Below are 20287 nucleotides of genomic sequence, written 5' to 3' on the forward strand. Positions count from 1 at the left end.
TTTCGGAGATCAACCTAGTCCAAACGGGTGCCCCGAGTCGTCCCCCACCCGGTCCGCGGACGGGCACCGCGGGCGCTCGGTGGCCGCCCGGTGACCGGGCGGTGGCCCGCCCGCGTCGTTCCGGTGCCCCCGCGGGTGCCCCTGCCGGTGCTCCTGCCCCGGTGCTCCGGTGGCTGCTCCGGTGGCTGCGACCGTCGGTGCGGTCAGTGCTCCTCGGCGCGCAGGACGATCGGGTTGGTGAGCGCCGCCATCGGGCCCCAGGGCAGGTCCGGGCCCATCGCGTTGCCCCTGCCCGGCGTGCCGTCCGGCTTCGGATGGCGCACCTCGGCCCGGACGTACGCGGCGAGCGAGGCCGTCGTGCGCCACACCACCGTGCCGGAGCCGGCCGCGGGCAGTGACTCCTGGTGCATCTGCCCCTCGTCGGTGACCAGCCGGACCGTCCCGCCGGGCACCCCGGAGACGGTGAGCCGGACGTCCAGCGGAGCGTCGGCCGGGACGGTCAGCTCCTCGCCGATGCCCGCCTGGCGGCCGTGCCCGGTGACGGTGAACTCCAGTTGGACGGCCCGGGATTCGGCGAGCCAGCTGCGCCCGTCGCGCAGCCCGTCGAGGATCGCGTCCCGGGTGAGGTCCTCGGCCAGCACCACGTTGTGCGGGGAGCCGATCACCTGCGGCTCGCTGTGTGCGTCACTGTTGCCCAGGGCGGGCAGCCAGGAGCGGCCCTCGCGCAGGGCGACGGCGAGCCGGCCGTCCCAGGTGTCCACAGCGGACTCGTCGTCGTACGTCCAGGGGCCGTTCCACACCTCGACGGCGTCGGCCTGCTCGTAGCCGAACTTCCACTGGCAGGCGACGTACGGGCAGTACGGGTGCGCGGGCACGACCAGGCCGCCGGAGCGGTGGACCTGGCGGACGAAGCGCGGGAACTCCTCGTCGCGCGAGCGGTAGCGCCAGTCGACGAACTGCCCGCCTTCCAGGCCGAGGGCCAGCCAGTGGCCATTGCGGGTGGTGATCTCCTCGCCCGGGACGATCAGCAGGTCCGGGCCGGCCAGTGGGCCCCAGACGGCGTGCGAGGAACTGGTGTTGTGGTCGGTGGAGACGATGAAGTCCAGGCCGGCCGCGCGGGCCCCGGTCGCGACCTCCTCGGGCAGGCGCCGCCCGTCGGAGTGGACGGTGTGCAGGTGGCAGTCGCCCCGGTACCAGGCCCGGCCGCGGCCGCGGGCCCGCTCTGCCGGGTAGTGCGGGGTGAACTGCGGCCCGGGCGCGCCGAACCGGAGGGTGACCTGGACGCGGTAGTCCAGACCCTGCGGGGCGATCTGGTACGGGCCCAGGACGACGTGCCAGGTGCCGGGGTTGACCGGGCCGGGGAGGTAGCCCGGCGTGGCGGCGGAGCGGGAGAGGCTGAACTCGGTGCGGAAGCCGCCGGACCAACCGCGGAAGCCGGGGCCGCCGAGGTCGGTGCCGCGCTCGTCGAAGACGCCGATGTCGCAGGAGTTGCCTGGGGTGCCGGCCGGGACCGGAGGCTTGTCGTAGCTGTAGGAGACGGCCATCTCGCGGACGCCTTCGGGGACTTCGACCGGGAGGTAGACGAAGTCGGGGGCGCCGGTGGCGAGATGGCCGGTGAGGGTGAGGGTGCGGTCGGGGGCTGCGGTAGGGGCTGCGGCGGGTGCGGCGACGGCCTCGCCGGTGGTGGTGGCGAGGCCGAGTGCGGTGGCGGCACCGGTGGCGAGGCCGGTACGGAGCAGGTCGCGGCGGGCGGGGTGCGGGGTGCTGGGTTCGGTCGGCATCGAGGTCTCCGGATCGGGGCGGGGCGGGTCGCTCGCGTGCCTACCCGGGTGAGTGAACCGGGGGTGAGTCGGGGCCCACGGGGACGGGGCGGGTCGGTGAAGAGGGGCCGGGCGGGGGCCGGGGCGAGTTGCGGGGAGTGACGAATGGTCGGTTCATAGTCATGTAATCGGTTGATAGGAGTACAGATGGGTCGGGAGGCGGGCGTGGCGGTGAGTCGGCGGACGCTGCTCGTGGTAATGGCCGGAAGCGTACTGGCGGGGTGCGGGACGCGGTCGGCCTCGACCTCCCCCGCCGGGGAGGTCTCAGGTCCGGCCTCCGCTTCGGCGACGGCGGCTGCCACGGCGGGCGGCATACCCGTGGAGGCCGGCGCCGCGCCGACGGCCGCCGCGACCGCCACGCCCACCGATGCGCCCACACCCGCGCCGACTCCGGCTCTGACCCCGGCACTGACCCCGGCTCCGGCGAAGGAGCCGACCCGGGCGGAGGTCGTCGACCGGTACGGGGCCGTGACCCCGACGGACTGGGGGCTGGAGGTCGCCGGGGTGATCACCGAGCTGCCCGAGGGCGAACGCGCGACGGCGCTCACCTTCGATGCCTGCGGCGGCCCCGGCGGCAACGGCTACGACGCCGAGCTGATCGGCTTCCTGCGCGCGAACGCCGTCCCGGCCACGCTCTTCCTGAACGCCCGCTGGATCGACGCCAACCCGGACGAGTTCGAGCAGCTCGCCGCCGACCCGCTGTTCGAGATCGGCAACCACGGCACCGTCCACCGGCCGCTGTCGGTCACCGGCCGCTCCGCCTACGGCATCGCCGGCACCCGCGACGTCGGCGCGGTGTACGACGAGGTGGCGGGCAACGCGCGGAAGCTCGCCGACCTGCTCGGGCACCCGCCCCGCTTCTTCCGCTCCGGCACCGCGCACTACGACGACGTCGCCACCCGGGTCGTCGCCGACCTGGGCGAGCGCGTCGCCGGCTTCACCGTGAACGGGGACGGCGGCGCGACGCTCAGCGCCTCCCAGGTGCGGCAGGAGGTCGGGTCGGCACCGCCGGGCGCGATCGTGATCGGCCACCTGAACCACCCCGGCGGCGGCACCGCCCCCGGCGTGGCGGCGGCGGTGCCGGGGATGCTGGCGGCGGGGCGGCGGTTCGTCCGGCTCTCGGACGTGCTGTAGGCCGGGCGCTCGGCACTCGGGCCTCGGGCCGCGCTACGTGAGCCGCAGGCCGCCCGGGTGCTCCTCCTCGATGATCCGCACCAGCCAGTCGAAGACCGTCGGCCCCTTGCCCGCCCGGGCGGCGGCCAGCTCGGCGGCGACGTCCTCGCGGTTGGTGGGGTGGCAGCGGCCCAGCCGCAGCTCCAGTTGGCGGGCGGTCTCCGGGTGGCCGAGGTTGCGGCGGGAGACCTCGTGGTCGCGCCACTCGATGACCCAGTCCCCGTCGTCGGGCGTGCCGTAGCCGCCGCGCAGGCAGTCGGCGAAGGCGTCGAGGTTGCGGCCGAAGTAGCCGTCCACGCCGATCTCCTGCCCGACGGCGTCCCAGAAGTCCTCCAGGGTGCCGATCCTGCTGCCGTCGATCACGTAAGTCACCGTCACGGGTCGAGGATATGCCCGGGTGGTGAACGGACGGTCGACGAAGGGTTACGGCTCCACGGCGATGGCGGTGGCGATCAGCCCGTCCCGGACGGCCCAGCGGCCGTCGAAGCCGTCGAGCCGCCGCCCGCCGACCACCGGGCCGGGGACCAGCAGGCGGGCGGTGAAGGTGCCGTCGGGGGAGAGGTCCAGCTCGGCCTCGCTGAACTCCAGGAAGAGCCCGGTCAGCGGGAACCACGCCTTGTACACCGACTCCTTGGCGCTGAACAGCATCCGGTCCCACGGGGTGCCCGGGTGGGCGGCGGCCAGGTCGGCGAGTCGCCGCTGCTCGACGGGCAGCGCTATGGCGTCCAGGACGCCTTCCGGCAGCGGCAGCGCGGGCTCGGCGTCGATGCCGACGGAGGCGAGGGTGCCGGCCCGGGCCACGGCCGCCCCGCGGAAGCCGTCGCAGTGGGTGAGGCTGCCGACCACGCCGTCCGGCCAGCTCGGCGCGCCGCGCAGGCCCGGGACGAGCGGGCGGTAGGGGACGCCGAGCCGGGCGAGGGCGGTCCGGGCGCAGTGCCGGACGGTGGTGAACTCGCGGCGCCGCTTGTCGACGGCCTTGGCGATGACCGCCTCCTCCGCCGGCTCCAGCCGGGCCTTCGGCGGGTCGTCGTACGCCACCTCGGTCGCCACGACGTCCGGCAGCAGGTCCCCGATCACCCGTTCCCCCCTCGGTCGGTCGCGCGGGGTCGTCGCCGCGCGGGACGAGCGTAACCCGATCGGGGGATCTTGGTGGGCGGAACCGGGACTGCTGCCGGGGATCCGTCCTGCCGCGTGCTATTCGAAGGCGGCCGCCGCCTCGCGCAGCGCCCGGGCGACCGTCTCCGGGTCGTACGGCGCCGGGTCGCCGGGCAGGTAGGTGACGGACTTCAGCGCGCCGGTGTAGCAGAAGGAGCGGTGGCGCTCGTACACCGGCCAGGAGACCGGGGACTTGCGGTCGATGCCGACGCTGATGCCCTGGAACGGTGCCATGCCGATCAGCTGGTGCACCGGGCCGAGGCGGCCGGCCCCGGTTCCGGCCTCGGTGCCGGTCTCGGTTCCGGCCTCGTCGCCGTCCACGAGCAGTCGGAACTCCCACGCGAGGCCGGCGACCGCGGTGGCTTCCAGGGTGACCAGCCGGGTGCCTTCCGGCAGGGGACCGCCGTCGGCCTCCAGCAGTTCGCCGTACTGGTTGTAGGCCAGGCGCAGCCGGCCGTCCTCGACGTAGAGGCTGTAGCCGCCACCCTGGTCGCCGTGCGAGACCAGGACGCCCTGGTCGCCCGCCCGGTAGCCGTCGAGCGCGACCTCGACGGTGAAGGAGCGGAAGGAGATCAGCCGGGAGGAGCGGTAGCGCTCCAGCTCGGGAGTGCCGGGCAGCAGGGTGACCGGGCGGCGCAGCCGGTCCGCCTCGGGGCCGCGCAGGGCGAGGGCGCCGCTGCCGTCGGCGAGCGGGAAGACGCCGTCGCGCCAGGCGGCGTCCTCCCAGGCGGTGGACAACTCCTTGACCAGGTCGGGGTGTTCGTCGGCGACGTCGTGGATCTCGGTCGGGTCGGTGCGCAGGTCGTACAGCGCCCACTCGCCGTCGTCGTACGGGGTGCCGGGGCGGTGCAGGGTGACCAGCTTCCAGCCGTCGCGGTAGTAGCTGCGGTTGCCGGTCATCTCGCAGTACTGCTCGTGGTGGGTGCTGGGGGTCGTGCCGTCGCGCAGGACGGCGGCGAAGCTGATGCCGTCGAGTTCCTGGACGGGACGCTCCCGCCGCTCCGACGGCCGTTCCAGGTCCGCGAGTTCGAGCAGGGTGGGGAGGATGTCGGTGACGTACTGGTACTGGGCGCGGACGCCGCTGTCGCCCTCGGCGCGCGGCAGGCCGGCCGGCCAGGAGAGCACGAAGGGTACGCGGACGCCGCCCGCGTAGGTCTGGCCCTTGTAGAGGCGGAACGGGGTGTTGGAGGCCATGCCCCAGCCGCGCGGATAGTGGACCAGGCTCTGCGGCCCGCCGATGAGGTCGATCTCGCGCCCGACGTCCGGGTTCCAGTCGTCGGGGAGGTTCGGGTGGTGGACGAAGCGGCTGAAGTAGCTGCGGGTGCCCTCGGCGCCGCCCTCGCCGGTGCCGCCGTTGTCGCTGGTGAACACGATGACGGTGTTGTCGAGTTCGCCGAGGGCGGCCAGGGTGTCGGTGAGGCGGCCGAGGTTCTGGTCGACGTTGTCGACCATCGCCGCGTACACCTCCATGTAGCGGGCGTACAACTTCTTCTGCACGTCGGTGAGTTCGTCCCAGGGGTCGACCTCGTAGCCGGCCTCGGAGTTGCGCTCGGGCAGTTCGGTGCCGGCCGGGAAGTGGCCGGCGGCGAGCTGGCGGGCGAAACGGGCGCGGCGCAGCTCGTCCCAGCCGTCGTCGTAGCGGCCCTGGTGGCGGGCCAGGTCCGCGGGCTTGGCCTGCAGCGGGCCGTGTACGGCGTTGTGGGCGAGGTAGAGGAAGAAGGGCTTGTCGGCGTCGTGGGCGCGCAGCGACTTGACCATCTTGATGGCCTGGTCGGTGATGTCGTCGGTGTAGTAGTAGTCGTCGGGGAACTCGTCGATGTCCAACGGGCTGTTGTCACGGACGAGTTGGTGCGGGTGGAAGAGGCCGGTGAGGCCTTCCAGGACGCCGTAGTACTGGTCGAAGCCCTTCTGTAGCGGCCAGTTGGCGCGGTCGTCGGCGGCGTTGGAGGCGGAGTCGCGGGTGAGGTGCCACTTGCCGACGGCGTAGGTGGCGTAGCCGGCGTCGTGGAGCAGTTCGGCGAGGGTGGGGATGTCCCCGGCGACTTCCATGCCGTAGCCGGGGAAGCCCGGGTCGGCGTTGGCGACGAAGGAGTAGCCGACCCGGTGCGGGTTGAGGCCGGTGAGCAGGGCGGCCCGGGCGGGGGAGCAGAGCGGCATGGTGTGGTAGTTGGCGAGCTTGACGCCGGTGGCGGCGAGCCGGTCCAGGGTCGGGGTGGGGATCTCGGAGCCGAACGGGCCGATGTCGCTGTAGCCCATGTCGTCGATCAGGACGACGACGATGTTGGGCGCGCCCTCGCGCGGGCGGACCCGCTGCGGCCAGGCGGGGGTGGACTCGCGGAAGGTGCGGCCGACGGTGCCGGGGAAGCCGGCGTACGGGTCGCGGCGGTGCGGGTTCGCTTCGGGTGCGGTGGTCATATGCTGCTCCGGGTGGTGGCGCGGGTGGCGGCCGGTAGGGGCTCCAGGCGCGGGACGGCGGCCAGGAGCTCGGCGGTGTACGGGTGTTCGGGCGCGGTGACGACGCGGTCGGCCGGGCCGGTCTCGACGATCCGGCCGCGGTGCATCACCGCGATCCGGTGGCTGACCCGGCGGACGACGGCCAGGTCGTGGGCGATGAAGAGGATGGCCAGGCCGAGTTCGCGCTGCAGCCGGGCGAGCAGGTCGATCACCTGGGCCTGGACCGAGACGTCGAGGGCGGAGACCGGCTCGTCGCAGATCAGTACGCTCGGCTCGGGCGCCAACGCCCGGGCGATGCCGATGCGTTGGCGCTGGCCGCCGGAGAAGGCGCGTGGGAGACGGTCGGCGGTGGCCGGATCCAGCCCGACCTGGGTCAACAACTCGGCGACCCGGGCGGCCCGTTGGGCGCGATCGCCGAGGCCGTGGGCGATCAGCGGCTCGGCGATGATCTGCCCGGCCGTCATCCGGGGGTTGAGCGAGGAGTACGGGTCCTGGAAGACCAGTTGGACCTCGCGGTGCGGCCGTCGGCCCGGTTCCTCGCCACGGAAGCGGATGCTGCCCGCCGAGGGTGCGTGCACCTGGACCAGCGCCCGGGCGAGGGTGGACTTCCCGGAGCCGGACTCGCCGACCAGGCCCAGCGTCTCGCCGGGGTGCAGGTCGAGGTCGACGCCGTGCAGGGCGGTCCGACTGCTCTTCCGGGATCCGTAGATCTTGGTCAAGCCCCGGACGGTGAGCAGGGGTCGGGCGCCAGGGGTGCTGTTGGCGGCGGCCCGGGAGGGTTCGTCCAGGCGCGGGACGGCGGCCAGCAGCTCGCGGGTGTACGGGTGCCGGGGCGCGGTGAGGAGGTCGGCGGTGAGGCCGCGCTCGACCACCCGGCCGTGGCGCATGACCAGCAGTCGACGGCAGGTCCGGGCGATCACGCCGAGGTCGTGGCTGATCACCACCAGCGCGGTGCCGCTCTCCCGGTTGATCCGGGTGAGCAGGCCGAGGATCTGCCGCTGGACGGTCGGGTCGAGGGCGGTGGTCGGCTCGTCGGCGACCAGCACCTCGGCGTCGTGGGCCAGTGCGAGGGCGATCATGATGCGCTGGCGCTGGCCGCCGGAGAACTGGTGTGGGTGGTCGCGCAGCCGTCGGGCGGCGTCCGGGATGCCGACCAGGTCGAGCAACTCGGCGGCACGCGCCAGCCGTTCGGCCTTCCGTGACCGGCTGCCGTGGGCACGCAGCGCCTCGTCCAGCTGCCGGCCGATGGTGAGGACCGGGTTGAGTGAGGACATCGGGTCCTGGAAGACCATGGCGATCCGCCGGCCGCGCAGGGCGCGCAGCGCCTCCTCTGGGAGGGCAGCGAGGTCCTGCCCGGCGAGTCGGACCGATCCTGCGGTGATCGCGCCGCCGGGCGGCAGCATCCGCAGCAGGGCGAGGGCCGTGGTGGACTTGCCGGAGCCGGACTCGCCGACGATGCCCAGGGTGTCGCCCGCCGCGAGCTCGAAGTCGACGGCGTCGACGGCGGTGGTGGCGCTGTCGGCTGTGGCAGCGGCGGCGCCGAACCGGACGGTGAGGCCGGAGACTTGGAGCACAGCGCGGTCCGGGGTGGGCTCCGGGGTGAAGTCCGGAATGCGGTCCGGTTCGCGGAGCGTGGCGGTCATCGGCGGATCCCCCGGTTCAGGGCCTCGGCGATCAGCGTGAAGCCGAGCACCAGCGCGGTGGTGGCGGCCAGCGGGGCGGCCGCGAAGGTCGGGTCGGTGGCCAGGTAGGCGACGGACTGGCTGAGGATGCTGCCCAGGGTGGGCTCCGGCGGACGGACCCCGAGGCCCAGGAAGCTCATCGCACCCTCGATGAACACGCCCAGCGAGAGCGCCACGGCGGTCTGCACGATCAGCGGGTCGACGGCGTTGGGCACCACGTGCCGCAGCAGCACCCGGGCCCGGGAGGCGCCGCCGACGCGGGCCGCCAGGGCGTACTCGCGCTCCCGCTGGACCAGGATCCCGGCCCGCAACTGGCGTCCGAAGCCCGGGATTTCGGCCAGGGCGACGACGATCACCACCGGCCAGCGGCCCGGGCCGAGGACGGCGGTCACGGCGAGGGCGAGGATCAGCCCGGGGAAGGCGAGCAGCAGGTCGAAGGACCGCTGGACGGCGAGGTCGGCCCACCGGGAGGTGGCCGCGAGCAGCGCCGCCGAGCAGCCGAGCAGCGCGCCGACCGGGACGGCGGTGACGATCAGTGCCAGGTCGGTGCCGATGCCGTGCAGCACCCGGCTGAACAGGTCGCGGCCGAGGTCGTCGGTGCCGAAGGGGTGATCGGCGCTCGGGCCGGCCAGGGCGAGCGCGCTCTGGGCGTTCGGGTCGGTGCCGGTGAGCAGTGGTGCGAGCAGCCCGCCGAGCGCGACCACGCCGACCAGGGCGAGGCCGGTCAGACCGCGCCAGGTGCGCAGGGCGGAGAGGTGACGGCGCTGCGTCGCGGGGGACGTGAGGGGAAGGGTGGCGGTGGTCATCGGGTCACTCCCAACGGATCCGGGGGTCGAGCCAGGCGTACGCGAGGTCGGTGAGCAGTTGGACGGCGACGTAGACCGCCACCACGAGCAGCAGCAGGTCCTGTACCACCGGGTAGTCGCGGCGGGCGACGCCCTGCTCGATCAGCCGGCCGAGGCCCGGCCAGGCGAAGATCCGCTCCACCAGGACGGCCCCGGCGATGAGATGGCCGATCTGCAGGCCGAGGACGGTGACGGCGGAGGGCAGGGCGTTGGGCAGTGCGTGCCGCCAGACGATCCGCCGCCGGGAGACGCCGAGCGCGGTCGCGGTGCGGACGTAGTCCTCGGCGAGGGCGCGTTCGATGCCGTCCTTGAGGTAGCGGGCGAGCACGGCGGCGCTGGGCAGGGCGAGGCAGAGCGCGGGCATCGCCAGGTACTGGACGGCGAGGTCCGGGGCGTCCAGCAGGGATTCGTGGCCGCCGGCCGGGAGCAGCCTGAGCGAGACGGCGAACACCAGGACCAGCACGACGCCGGTGACGAAGGGCGGGACGGCGAGCACGGCCGTGGTGACCGCCTGGATGGCGGCGGCGACCGGACGGCTCCGGGCGGTCGCGCCGGCCACCGCCAGCGGCAGCGCGATCAGCACCACCAACAGCAGCGCGGCAAGGGAGAGTTGGGTGGTGGCGCCGAGTCCGTCGCCGATCAGGTCGGCGACCTGGCCGCCGATCGCGTAGCTCGGCCCGAGGTCGCCGCTCAGCAGGTGGCCGAGCCAGCTGACGTACTGGCCGAACAGCGGTCGGTCCAGGCCGAGTTGGGAGCGGATCGCCTCGACGGAGGCGGCGGAGGCGTCGGGACCGGCGAGCGAGGTGGCCGGGTCGCCGGGGATGAGGCGGAGGATGAGGAAGACGAGGAAGGAGGCGAGGGCCAGGACCAGCAGTCCGCTGGGGAGGCGTTTGAGGAGGAAGGTGCGCATGGGTCGGGTACCGGGCCGTCCTGCTCAGGCCGTCAGTTGGGCGTCGTCGAGGTTGAGGTAGCCGAACTTGTTGAGCGTGGCGCCGCGGACCTTGCGGCCCGCGACCTCGACCAGTCCGGCGATGGCGAGGTCGATCACGAACTCCTCGTCCAGCAGCACGTCGGTGATCTGCTGGTAGAGGGCCTTGGCCTCGGGACTGTCGCTGTCGCCGCGGTTCCAGGCCCGCTGCACCACGTCGGTGTAGGCGGGGGAGGCGAAACGCGAGCTGTTCTTGGCCTCGTTGAACGGGTAGGCGCTCACCGCGAGGGTGGCCGGGTGGAGCTGGGCGAAGCCGTGGCTGAGCGTCCACAGGGCGGGCATGGACTGGGAGATGAGCTGCTTCTGCATGGTCGGTGAGTCGGTGGGCTGGAGCACCGTGTCGATGCCGACCTGCTGGAGGTCGTACTGCAGGATCTGGGCGACGGCCGTCGCACCGGGCTCGCTGGAGTGGGCGAAGGGCAGGGTGATCCGCTCCAGGCCGGCCTCCTTGAGCAGGGCGCGCGCCTTCTGTGGATCGTGGCGGTAGTGGGTGGCGCCGGCCTCGGTGTAGGCGGGGGAGGACGGGGGCCAGGGCACGGAGGAGACGCTGCCGTAGCCGCCGAGGGCCTGCTGGACGAAGCGCTCGCGGTCGACGGCCCAGGCGATGGCCTGGCGCACGTGCTTGTCGCCGACGTGCTCGGCGCTGACGTTGACGCCGATGTAGGAGGCGCCGGAACCGGTGTCGTACTGCTTGATCCGGAACCGCGGGTCGCCGCGGAGGCCGGCGACGTCCTGGCCGCGGACGTTGTACGACAGGTGGGTCTGGCCGGTCTTGAGTGAGGACAGCAGGGACTCGGCCTGCGGGACGATCCGGATCTCCACGCCGTCGAGGTACGGCCGGCCGGGGTTCCAGTACGCGTCGTTGCGGGCGAAGGTGAGCGAGGAGCCGGGCTTGCGGTCGGTGAGGGTGAACGGGCCGGTGCCGATCAGCCTGGTGCCGGAGACGGCGTCCTCGACGGTGCCGGAGTCCGGGATGATCATGAACTCGAAGAGGTCGAAGAGATTGCTGACCGGGTGGGCGAGCACCAGGGTCAGCTCGAAGTCGCCGTTCTTGCGGAAATCGGTGACGGTGGCGGCGGTCGAGCGCAACTGGGCCGAGCGGGCTGGGTTCTGGAGGTTCCTGACCGCGAAGACCACGTCGTCGGCGGTGAACCGGCGGCCGCTGTGGAAGGTGACGTCCTCGCGGAGCTTGAGCGTGACGCTGGTGCCGTCCGGCGCGACCTCCCAGGCGGTGGCGAGTTCGGGCTGCGGCCGGAGCCGGTCGTCGTATCTGGTGAGGGTGTTGAAGACGAGGCGCTGGACGAGGGTGTTGGCGCTCTGGGCGAAGAGCAGGCTCGGCGTGAAGTCGATGCCGGTGGCGACGGAGAGGACGCCGCCCTTGCGGGGGGTGTCCACGGCGTCGGCCGCGTCGCCGGCACTGGCGGCGTTCGCGGCCTCGTCGACGGCGGACCGGCAGGCCGCGAGCGTCAGCAGGCCGGCACCGGCGAGGCCCGCGCGCAACAGGGCGCGGCGGCTCGGGGCGGGGGGACGGGTGAGCGCGGTCATGGCGGTCCCTGGGAGTGGTGAGGCGGTCAGAGGTGGCGGGCCGGCGCGTGGACCGGCCGCGCGTACGGCTCGCCGAGCACCGGGGTGCCGACGGCCACCAGCGTGCGGGCGATCGGCCTGCGGTCGAGCACCGTGCGCAGGACGGTGGCGGCGTCGGCATCCCGGCGGTCGTCGCCGGTGGGCAGCGGGGTGGCTAGGCCGCTGCCCTTGTGCCGCAGATCAGTTGGATTCAAGCGACTCGGCGGGCACCAGGCCCGGCACCCGCGGCGGGTCGGCCGGCTCCAGCAGACGGCTCGGGACGCCGTCCACGCCGACCGGCAGGTCGCCGTCCAGCGTGATCCGGCGCACCAGCCGCGGCTCGTCGCCGTAGTCCGCGACCGCGTAGTGCTGGGTGGCGCGGTTGTCCCAGATCGCCACGTCGCCGACCTGCCAGTCCCAGCGGACGGTGTTCTCCAGCCGCTCGACGTAGCGCTGGAAGAGGTCGATCAGCGCCTTGCTGTCGTCGCCCGAGAGAAGTTGAATGCGCTGCGCGAACGCGCCCAGCAAGAGGGTCTTCTCGCCGGTCACCGGGTGGACCCGGACCACCGGGTGCTCGGTCTTGAAGGCCGTGGAGACGAAGACGTCCCGGAACAGCTTCGCGACCTCGGCGTTGTCCGCCAGCTCCGGGCGCAGGGCGAGCCGGGCGGCGTAGTCGTAGTCGTTGGTGTGGACGGCGCGCAGGCTCTCGGCGAGCGCCTTCAACGGCGCCGGCAGGTCCTGGTAGGCAGCCGCCGTGTTGGCCCAGACGGTGCTGCCGCCGGCCGCCGGGACCTCCAGGGCGCGCAGGATGGAGGCCTTCGGGTACGACGGGACGAAGGTGACATCGGTGTGCCAGTTGTTGGCGCGCACGCCCTTGGTGGCGTCCAGCTCGAAGATGTAACGCCCGTCCGCGCTGGGCACGGTGGGGTGGCCGACCGGGTGGCCGAGGAGCCGGGCGAAGGCCTCCTGCCCGGCGTCGTCCAGGTGCTGCTGGCCGCGGAAGAAGAGCACCTTGTGCTCGTACAGGGCGGCCTCGAGGGCGGCGACGGTCTCGGCGGGGAGGTCGCCGCCGAGGAGTATGCCGTGCACGATCGCGCCGATGCGGCCGGCGACGGGGGTGAGGCTGGGGGCGGTGTGGGCGGTGGTGGGGGTGGTTTGGGCGGTGGTGTGGGCGGTGGTGGTCATGGCGGAGCCCTTTCGGGGAGTGTGGTGACTGAGAGTGATGTGTGGTGGTGCCTGGCGCGGCAGGCACGGTCGCACGGCGCAGCGCGGGGCGAGGAGTGCGGGAGGGGCCGGTCCGGACTGGCGGACGGTCAGAACGCGAGCGCGCCGCGACAACAACGGCGCGGGCAGCGGCGGGGAACGGGGCGGACGACGGTGTGCATCGGCCCCTCCTTTCCGGCTCGCTGCGAGTGGGCTCGGTGCTCATCGTGCTGAAGCGCGCAGGCCGCTGTCAATCACCATCTTGGCTGGTGGGAACGGGTGTTGCCGCTTCATTGCGGCTGCTTGCGGTTCCTTGCGGCCTGTTGCGGCCCATTGCCGCCCGTTGCGGAGGATGACGGATGGCGGGCGCGCCGTGGGCGGGAGGTCGGCCCTGTGGTGCCGGTGCGGGAGGTGCCCAGGTGCGGAGCGGAAGTGATCCGGGCCGGCGCGGGCGGTTCCCGCGCCGGGGCTGACGCCTGCCCGGAGCCGTACGGAAGTTACCTTCGGTGACTGCCGGCGGTCACTGTCCGAGGAGTCGGGCGAAGTCCAGCCCGAGGCCGCCGAGGACGGGCAGCGCACCGAGGTCGGTCACGCCGCCGACCGGATGCTGTAGCCCTGGTTCACCTCGCGGGGCGCGCCGGCGGCAATGGCGGCCGGGGCCAGGACGGCCGGGGCCAGGGCGACGCCGAGGAGCAGGGCGGCGAGAGCGGTGCGCATGTGACGGGACCTCCGGGGCGGCTGTGTACGGGACAGTCAGGTGGGTGACGGCCTGTCAACACCCTGCGTGGCGGAGTGGTCACGCATCTTCGCCCCTTCGGCCGCATTCGTAAAGATCCTTGCCTTGTGTTCATGCCAACATTGTGGAGGTCTGGACCACGCCGAGGAGGAGCGCATACGTTCCCTTCGCAAGGGCGGGCATCGGGTCGCCGAACTGCCACGCAGACATGGCGACTTCGACCTGTCATGCCCATGAAGAGAACGCCAGAAAAACAAGCAGCCAGGCTTTCCCAGCACTGCAACCGGAGGGAACGAACCATGCGCGCCATTGGCAAGAACCTCAGGATCCTCGCGGGCGCCCCGCTCGCCGCAGCCGCTCTCATCGCCCTCACGGCCGGCTCCGCCAGCGCCGCGATCCCGATCAACAAGCCCATGACCGGCAAGGCCACCTACTACACCGACTCGGGCTACGGTGCGTGCGGCACCCAGATCAACGCCTCGTCGCAGATGCTGGTGGCCGTCCCGCGTTCCTGGTGGACCACCGCCAACCCGAACAACGACCCCGTCTGCAAGGGCATTTCGGTCAAGGTGACCTACCAGGGCAAGACCATCACCGTCCCGGTGAAGGACCAGTGTCCCTCCTGCGACTCCACCCACATCGACCTCAGCAAGCCGGCGTTCGCCAAGCTGGCCCCGCTGGACAAGGGCGTCATCAGCGGCCTCACCTGGCAGTTCGTCAAGACCGGCCTGAAGGGCGAGACCGTCGAACTCTCCGCCCCCGTCACCGGCTCCAGCATCGGCTGAGACCGACCGGTCCGACAGGCCCGTGCCCGCCCCCGCAGCATGACGGGGGCGGGCACGGCCGGTTCGCGTGGCAGGCCGGATCATCGGTGCGGCCTTCCCCGGGCATCGCAGCCCGGGCGTTGTAGCTCAGGCGTTCGCAGCCCGGGCGTTGCAGTCCGGTGACACGGAATGTGTCATTCCGTCGACTGTTCGGACTAGTTTCGATCGTGCACGCCGCTCCGTCGCCCGCCGGCCGATCTCCGCAGGGCACGGAACGGGCAACGTGCCCGTCCCCAGCCGTACTTCGTTCAGGAGAACCAGCATGTCCCTCTCGACGACCCGCCGCGCGACCACTGCCCGCACGCTGGCCGGCACCGTCCTGACCGTCGCGCTGCTGGTACCCGCCGCAACGGCCTGCAGCAGCAGCTCCGGCGCAGCGAGCGCGGCCTCCCCCGTCGCCACGGCCGCGGCAACCGGCGCGCCCAGCGCCCCGGCGTCCCCGGCCGCCACGGCCACGACGCCCGGAGCGCCCAGCGCGCCGACCGCCCCTCCGGCCGCCAAGCCCGGCACCGGCACCACGGCCGCCAAGCCCGACGCGCGGCCCACCGGCACGGCGACCGCCCCGGGCAAGCCGGCGCCCGGCGCCCACACCCAGACCCTGCCGGACGGCAGCACGGCCGAGATCCGGGAAGTCGCCCCCCAGCACTTCGTCGCCAAGATCGTCCACGGTGGTGACGTCCTCGCCACGCTGGACGCGAAGGACACCGACGCCGGACTCGACGCCAACGACATGTTCATCGTGCTCTCGCTGGACGGCACGGTCCACGCCTGGATGGGCGGCGGGCACCAGGGCCCGGGCACGTTCAAGCTCGCGGGCGACTGGACGGTCAAGGTCACCAAGACCGGCGAGCTCAAGTACCGCGCGGACATCCTCGGCATCGACAACGCGGTGTACGGCACGCTGGAGACCAACGGGCACGACGTCGGAGTCGACGCCAACGGCGTCTACATCGTGCTCTCGGCCGGCGGCCAGATCAGCGCCCACGCGTGAACGCCCGGTCGAACGAGCCCCCCGCTTCGCCCGCACGCCCGCCGGGCCCCGCCCTGGTGCGGGCGGGGGCCGGCGGGCGTGTGCCGGATCAGAACCAGTGCAGGCAGTGCGGCGGTCGCTCGGCGCGGAAGAGGGCGTCGGCGAGCGCGACCGCACCCGGGCGGTTGGCCCGGATGTGGCCGGCGCGCACCAGCGTGCTCGGGGCGGTGCCGCCGAGATAGACCGAGCCCAAGTCGCGGACATCCAGGGACAGATCGGGCTCGCGGTCCGTCGCAACGCACTCGGCCTTGCCGTCCCGGACGGTCAGCAGGTAGCGGCCCCGCTCGCCGAGGAACGGGTCGTCGACGTCGAGGACCAACTCCCCGTCACCGAACCAGCCGCGCGAGGTCAGCGCGCGCGGCACATCCAGGATCCGCACCCAGAGCCAGTCGGTGCTGTTGCCCAGCTGGCCGGCGTTGAAGTCCGCCAGCTGCCAGCGCAGCGGGTTCTCGGGCGCGAAGTGTTTGAACACCACCTGGGTGACCAGATCGTGGTCGAGGACGAACCGGGCCAGGGCCGTGCGGACGGTGTCGTCGGTGGCGATGGTCTCGTCGACCGTCAGGGCGTCATCGCCGAGCGAGTAGCTGGCGTACCCGTCCGCAACGCCGTCGACATCACGGTGGACGGCGACGTAGCGCGGCGCCCGGGCGACCGGGGGCTGCCCCGCACCCGAAGCCCACCAGCGGTGCGGCCGCGACAACGCGCCCGGCTGCGCGCGGCGGTACCGGTCGTAGACCTCCTCCAGGATCTCGCCGCACTCCGAACGCCGCAGCACCTCGACCGAGCCGGACGCAGGCACCTCGGCTGCCCCACGCGCCCGAGGGAGAGTGAAGTCGCCCTGCCGGCGCGACACCGTCAACCGCTCCGTGTAGGTCGCCGGGCCGTAACCGAACCTGCCGTAGATCGGCGCCTCCGACGCCAGCAGGACGGACAGGAACTCCCCCCGCTCCCGCAGCTCCCCGAGCTGGTGACGCATCATCGCGGTGAGCACGCCCTGACGCCGGTGCGACGGCAGGACACCGACACAGCTGATGCCCGCGGCCGGGACGACGGCCTCACCGGGCAGCGTGAGCTCGAAGGAGTACGCACAGGCGGTACCCACGGGCTTCCCGTCCGGCGCGACGGCGAGCAGGCCGCGGTCGATCTCGAGCGCCGACCACCAGACCCCGCTGCCGTCCTCGGCCGCAGTCTCGGGGAACCGCCCGAACGCGGCATGCAGTGTGTCGACGAAGACACCGAGGTCCTGGTCGGTCGTGGAACGAATGCGCATTGCTGCCGCTGCCTCCCCCGGAACCGGCACCACGGCTTGCAGTGCCCCTGCCACAGTGCAGCGCTGCAGCGTTCCGAGGTCAAACGAATTACCTACGGGCGGCGCGGCGAAGGGGTTCAGACGGCGCGCTCGATGGTCTCGAAGATGTCGGCATCGGTTTCCTGCTGCCACTTCGGCAGGTCGTCCCAGTCGGCGACGTAGGCGGGCTTGGGGTCGTCGATGTGTTTGTGGATCTGGGCGATCCAGCAGGTGGCGACGAAGCGGCCCTTCTGCTCGCGGGTGAGCTTGGCGGTGGTGCCCGCGCTGACGGCGACGAAGTCGCGGACCTGCCCGAACACCGCTGCTGCGGAGGCGCGTTCCCAGTTGGGCGTTTGGTCCCAGGGGGTGGTGTAGCCGGGCTTCGGATCGCCGGGGAAGTGCTTGCGCACCCCGGCGATCCACGCCTCACGGAAGATCCGGCCGCCATCATCGGTCATGGTTGTCACCCTTCGGTCGGGAGGTACACCTTCTGCCACTCCGACGACGTCATCGTCAGCGCGGCATCGGCCGGTTCAGATCTGCCATGGCTCTGCTCCGTTGTGCAGGTAGCGGGTCCGGTTGTCGGCGAGTGCCCGCAGGGCGGCGCGTAGGCGCCGGCGCTGGCGCGGGCGGAGGCGAGCGGCGGCGTCGGGGGCCGGGAGGAAGAGGGCTTCGGAGAGCTCATCGTCGTGTGGGCGGACGGCGGCTGCGAGGGCGGGGGATAGGGTGCCCGCGTCGAAGATGAAGGCGAGTTGGTCGTCCCAAGGCCCGTGCGGAGCAACCCAGTCCACGACGAGCAGGCCGTGGATCACGATGGCGAGGCCCAGTTCCTCGCGCAGTTCGCGTACGGCGGCCTGGTCGGGCGGCTCGTTGGACTCCGCCATGCCGCCGGGCAGGTCCCAGCCGTCCTTGTAGGTCGGGTTGACGGTGAGGACGCGGCCGCGCTCGTCGCGCAGGATGACATCGGCCGAGACGCGCTTGCGGGCCTGCTTCGCATTGCCCTCGGCGAGGTAGGCGTTCCAGGCTTCTGTATCGGTGGGTACGGGCCTCACGATGAACCTCCCCGTGGCTCCGGGATGATGTCGGCGAGCAGGAGCAGCCGGGGCCGGCTCGCTTCATCGAATCGTGCCAGGTACTCCTGTACGGGACTGTAGTCGCGGTGCCTGCCGAGGAGCCCGGCCAGATCGTCGAGTTGGTTGACGACTCGTACGGACCCGAGTGTGGGGCTGGTGGCGAGTAGGTCGGCGCCGACCGAGACCGCAGCGTCCAGATTGCCGCACTGGATGTGGGCACGGGCAAGCGCGATCCGACTGAAGGCCATCGAACGCGTGCGGCCCTCCTCGCGGAGCGCTACGGCCTGTTCAGCACATCGGAGGGCGTCGGAGTGCCGTCCCAGGTCGGCGAAGATCAGCGCGGAATCGCTGGCGAGAGTGGCGTGGTCGAACGGGCTCAACCACGGATGCGACTCGTCGGCCGGGGCTGCGAGAGCTGCTTGGGCGAGTTCGAGCGAGCGGATGGCGGGGCCGAACTGTCCGGCGGCGGCGAGGGCGCGGGCGCGCATGACATGCAGCCGGGCCACCAAGCTCGGCAGGTGAGGTCCCTGGCGGGCCAGATCGATGCCGATCGTGGCCCAGTACGAGGCCAGGGACGGATCGCCGTCATGCAGGGCCAGGTGGCTTGTACTGGCGGCGATGTGAGCGGCGAGCGGCAGGTCGCTCGCCGCTCGGGCCAGAGTGAATGCACGGGTGAAGTGGTGCGCGGCGAGGCGGTCGCGCCCCGAGTCGTGTGCCATCCACCCTGCCATCTCGGTGAGCGCGGAGGCGGTGGCGAACACCTGAGGGCTGCTGCCGATGTCGACCAGCCGCGGAGCCACGTTCGCGGACAGGTGCCGGACGACGGCGGAATAGAGCCGACCACCTCCGGTTTGCCGGTCGGCGACGCGGAAGGCTTCCACGGCGGAGAGGTCGTCGTCGGCCGCCGCGCATGGGGACACGGGAGCCGGCGGCCTGGCAGCGGAGGCTTGTGGCTCCCACGGCCGTCGGGCGAGACCCGACAGATGACCGGGGATGTGGAGCGCATCGGAGATCTGTTCGAACAATGCGAGTTTCTCCACGCGGGTCTTGCCGTTCATGTAGTCGTAGAGCCGGCCTTGGGTGATGTCGACGGTTGCGGCCAGCCGACGGGTACTGATGCCACGGGAGTTCAGGAGACGGAAGAGGGCTCCCATGTCGCGTGCCGCGCACGCCGCCAGGAAGCGCTGGTCGTCGAGGAGCCCCGCGATGACCTGGTGCGGGTTCGGTTGACGGTCCACTACTCGCTCCCTTGAACGCGTGATCCGATCGTACGGCCACAGAGAGTGTGCTGACCTCAACTTGGAGTCACTGGGTCGGAGTCCTTGGGGTGGTTCTGAAGGGGATTGGGTGAGCGCGAGCCGCTCGGCCCCCCGACCCGACTGAGGAGTGACCCGCGATGAGCCAGCCCGCCGAGGCGAAGCGTGCGACGACCGTCCAACATCTGCAGCTGTCGTTGGTTGGTCGGCCCGACCGGAGTCCCCTTCCGGCCCACGGCCCGCCTTCCCTACCTGCCGGAATCGGCTTCTGTGGCGCGTCGGTTGGTGCGGGAGAAGTTGGTGGAGTGGGAATTGGCGGAGCTGATCGACATGGGGGAGTCGATCGTCAGTGAGCTGGTCACGAACGCCACCAAGACCGGCTGCCTGACGAGGATGACCGTCACGATCCGCCGTGTCACCGACCGGACCGTCCGGGTGGCGGTGCGGGACGGGTCGCGGGTGATGCCGACGTTGATGGTGGCGGGGGAGGACGAGGAAGGGCATCGGGGGTTGGCTCTGGTCCACGAGCTGACGAAGGGGCGTTGGGGTGCAGTGGCGGAGCCGTTTGGGAAGGTGGTGCATGCCGATCTTGTGGTGAGTCGGCGGTGACGGGAGAGGGGAGCGCTGGGAATGACGACGAAGCCGATGCTGTATGTCGTGGTGTGTGCGGCGGGGGTGGCTGGTGGGGTGGGGGAGCTGATCTCGGCCGCGCAGGCGCAGGGGTGGGATGTGGGGGTGGTCGCGACTCCCCACGCCATCGGGTTCATTGACGTTGACGCGATCGCCGCGCAGACGGGGTATCCGATTCGCTCGGCCTGGCGGAAGCCGGGGGATCCTCGGCCGCTGCCGGATCCGGACGCCATCGTCGTGTCGCCTGCGACGTTCAACACGATCAACAAGTGGGTGGCGGGCATCTCGGACACGCTTGCGCTCGGGATTCTCTGCGAGTCCTACGGCTGGGGCATCCCGGTGGCCGTGCAGCCGTGCCTGAGTGCCGCGCAGGCTGCTCACCCCGCCTACGGCGAGAGCCTGGCGAAGCTGCGGCGGATGGGGGTGCGGGTCGCGGACTTCGTGCCGGGCTCGTACAACTGGACGCGGGCTCTGGAGCTGCTGCGGGACTGACAGGGTGGCTGGTCGGGGAGGGCGTTCCTGGCAGTGTGAGGGGTGGTTCGCGTCGGCTGGGCCGGGGTAGCGTCC

The 20287-nt window shown here is 72.3% G+C and carries 20 protein-coding genes; 5 read left to right on the forward strand and 15 right to left on the reverse strand.

The genetic code is table 11. The annotated features are described in order from the left end of the window. Nucleotides 1–203: 203 nt before the first annotated feature. The gene (locus tag ACZ51D_RS21945; RefSeq protein WP_465621198.1) at nucleotides 204–1781 is read right to left on the reverse strand and encodes a CehA/McbA family metallohydrolase; all 1578 of its coding nucleotides are present in this window, start codon (nucleotides 1779–1781) and stop codon (nucleotides 204–206) included. 357 nt (nucleotides 1782–2138) lie between these two features. Between ACZ51D_RS21945 and ACZ51D_RS21950 the strand changes: the two genes are divergently transcribed. Next, nucleotides 2139–2954, forward strand: coding sequence for a polysaccharide deacetylase family protein (locus ACZ51D_RS21950; protein WP_465663322.1), 816 nt, complete (start codon nucleotides 2139–2141; stop codon nucleotides 2952–2954). A 33-nt stretch (nucleotides 2955–2987) separates the two neighbouring features. On the opposite strand, the gene ACZ51D_RS21955 is transcribed toward ACZ51D_RS21950, so the two are convergent. The 10 genes from ACZ51D_RS21955 to ACZ51D_RS22000 all read right to left on the reverse strand — a co-directional run bounded on the left by ACZ51D_RS21955 (nucleotide 2988) and on the right by ACZ51D_RS22000 (nucleotide 13600). After that, nucleotides 2988–3371 (reverse strand): barstar family protein, encoded by a 384-nt coding sequence (locus ACZ51D_RS21955; protein ID WP_465663323.1) that lies wholly within the window; start codon nucleotides 3369–3371, stop codon nucleotides 2988–2990. A 45-nt stretch (nucleotides 3372–3416) separates the two neighbouring features. After that, nucleotides 3417–4070, reverse strand: coding sequence for a 4'-phosphopantetheinyl transferase family protein (locus ACZ51D_RS21960; protein ID WP_465621203.1), 654 nt, complete (start codon nucleotides 4068–4070; stop codon nucleotides 3417–3419). A 117-nt stretch (nucleotides 4071–4187) separates the two neighbouring features. Then, on the reverse strand, nucleotides 4188–6563 hold the full coding sequence (locus tag ACZ51D_RS21965; protein ID WP_465663324.1) for an arylsulfatase: 2376 nt from the start codon (nucleotides 6561–6563) through the stop codon (nucleotides 4188–4190). Continuing rightward, complete coding sequence (locus ACZ51D_RS21970) at nucleotides 6560–8245, reverse strand: ABC transporter ATP-binding protein (RefSeq protein ID WP_465663325.1); 1686 nt, start codon at nucleotides 8243–8245, stop codon at nucleotides 6560–6562. The genes ACZ51D_RS21965 and ACZ51D_RS21970 overlap by 4 nt, the downstream gene beginning before the upstream one ends. Further along, nucleotides 8242–9090: an ABC transporter permease gene (locus ACZ51D_RS21975; protein WP_465621207.1), complete on the reverse strand. Its 849-nt coding sequence runs from the start codon at nucleotides 9088–9090 to the stop codon at nucleotides 8242–8244. The genes ACZ51D_RS21970 and ACZ51D_RS21975 overlap by 4 nt, the downstream gene beginning before the upstream one ends. Nucleotides 9091–9094: 4 nt before the next feature. After that, nucleotides 9095–10039, reverse strand: a complete 945-nt coding sequence (locus ACZ51D_RS21980; protein WP_465621209.1) for an ABC transporter permease — start codon at nucleotides 10037–10039, stop codon at nucleotides 9095–9097. Between the two features lie 24 nt (nucleotides 10040–10063). Next, complete coding sequence (locus tag ACZ51D_RS21985) at nucleotides 10064–11662, reverse strand: ABC transporter substrate-binding protein (protein ID WP_465663326.1); 1599 nt, start codon at nucleotides 11660–11662, stop codon at nucleotides 10064–10066. A 26-nt stretch (nucleotides 11663–11688) separates the two neighbouring features. Further along, the gene (locus ACZ51D_RS21990; protein WP_465663327.1) at nucleotides 11689–11895 is read right to left on the reverse strand and encodes a hypothetical protein; all 207 of its coding nucleotides are present in this window, start codon (nucleotides 11893–11895) and stop codon (nucleotides 11689–11691) included. Next, nucleotides 11882–12865 (reverse strand): TauD/TfdA dioxygenase family protein, encoded by a 984-nt coding sequence (locus ACZ51D_RS21995; protein WP_465663328.1) that lies wholly within the window; start codon nucleotides 12863–12865, stop codon nucleotides 11882–11884. The genes ACZ51D_RS21990 and ACZ51D_RS21995 overlap by 14 nt, the downstream gene beginning before the upstream one ends. 606 nt (nucleotides 12866–13471) lie before the next feature. After that, complete coding sequence (locus ACZ51D_RS22000; RefSeq protein WP_465663329.1) at nucleotides 13472–13600, reverse strand: hypothetical protein; 129 nt, start codon at nucleotides 13598–13600, stop codon at nucleotides 13472–13474. Between the two features lie 318 nt (nucleotides 13601–13918). On the opposite strand from ACZ51D_RS22000, the gene ACZ51D_RS22005 reads away from it, so the two are divergent. Next, nucleotides 13919–14404 (forward strand): cysteine/serine endopeptidase inhibitor, encoded by a 486-nt coding sequence (locus ACZ51D_RS22005; protein ID WP_465621219.1) that lies wholly within the window; start codon nucleotides 13919–13921, stop codon nucleotides 14402–14404. A gap of 301 nt (nucleotides 14405–14705) precedes the next feature. Continuing rightward, a complete protein-coding gene (locus ACZ51D_RS22010) occupies nucleotides 14706–15434 on the forward strand; it encodes a hypothetical protein (RefSeq protein WP_465621221.1) in 729 nt (242 codons plus the stop codon). An 88-nt stretch (nucleotides 15435–15522) separates the two neighbouring features. On the opposite strand, the gene ACZ51D_RS22015 is transcribed toward ACZ51D_RS22010, so the two are convergent. The 4 genes from ACZ51D_RS22015 to ACZ51D_RS22030 all read right to left on the reverse strand — a co-directional run bounded on the left by ACZ51D_RS22015 (nucleotide 15523) and on the right by ACZ51D_RS22030 (nucleotide 19072). Beyond that, nucleotides 15523–16743 carry a GNAT family N-acetyltransferase gene (locus tag ACZ51D_RS22015; protein ID WP_465663330.1) on the reverse strand — a complete coding sequence of 407 codons (1221 nt, stop codon included), beginning with the start codon at nucleotides 16741–16743 and terminating at the stop codon, nucleotides 15523–15525. A gap of 116 nt (nucleotides 16744–16859) precedes the next feature. Next, nucleotides 16860–17219: a hypothetical protein gene (locus ACZ51D_RS22020; RefSeq protein ID WP_465621225.1), complete on the reverse strand. Its 360-nt coding sequence runs from the start codon at nucleotides 17217–17219 to the stop codon at nucleotides 16860–16862. 75 nt (nucleotides 17220–17294) lie between these two features. Continuing rightward, entirely contained in the window at nucleotides 17295–17813 is a 519-nt protein-coding gene (locus tag ACZ51D_RS22025) for an NUDIX domain-containing protein (RefSeq protein ID WP_465663331.1), read from the reverse strand. After that, the gene (locus ACZ51D_RS22030) at nucleotides 17810–19072 is read right to left on the reverse strand and encodes a helix-turn-helix domain-containing protein (RefSeq protein WP_465663332.1); all 1263 of its coding nucleotides are present in this window, start codon (nucleotides 19070–19072) and stop codon (nucleotides 17810–17812) included. The genes ACZ51D_RS22025 and ACZ51D_RS22030 overlap by 4 nt, the downstream gene beginning before the upstream one ends. A 183-nt stretch (nucleotides 19073–19255) precedes the next feature. Here ACZ51D_RS22030 and ACZ51D_RS22035 point away from each other — a divergent pair, with 183 nt between their 5' ends. Together ACZ51D_RS22035 and ACZ51D_RS22040 are read left to right on the forward strand one after the other, a co-directional pair. Further along, nucleotides 19256–19699, forward strand: a complete 444-nt coding sequence (locus ACZ51D_RS22035; RefSeq protein ID WP_465663333.1) for an ATP-binding protein — start codon at nucleotides 19256–19258, stop codon at nucleotides 19697–19699. 21 nt (nucleotides 19700–19720) lie between these two features. Further along, a complete protein-coding gene (locus tag ACZ51D_RS22040) occupies nucleotides 19721–20212 on the forward strand; it encodes a flavoprotein (RefSeq protein WP_465663334.1) in 492 nt (163 codons plus the stop codon). Nucleotides 20213–20287 lie beyond the last annotated feature (75 nt).

The organism is Kitasatospora sp. NPDC033851 (genome assembly GCF_055576085.1).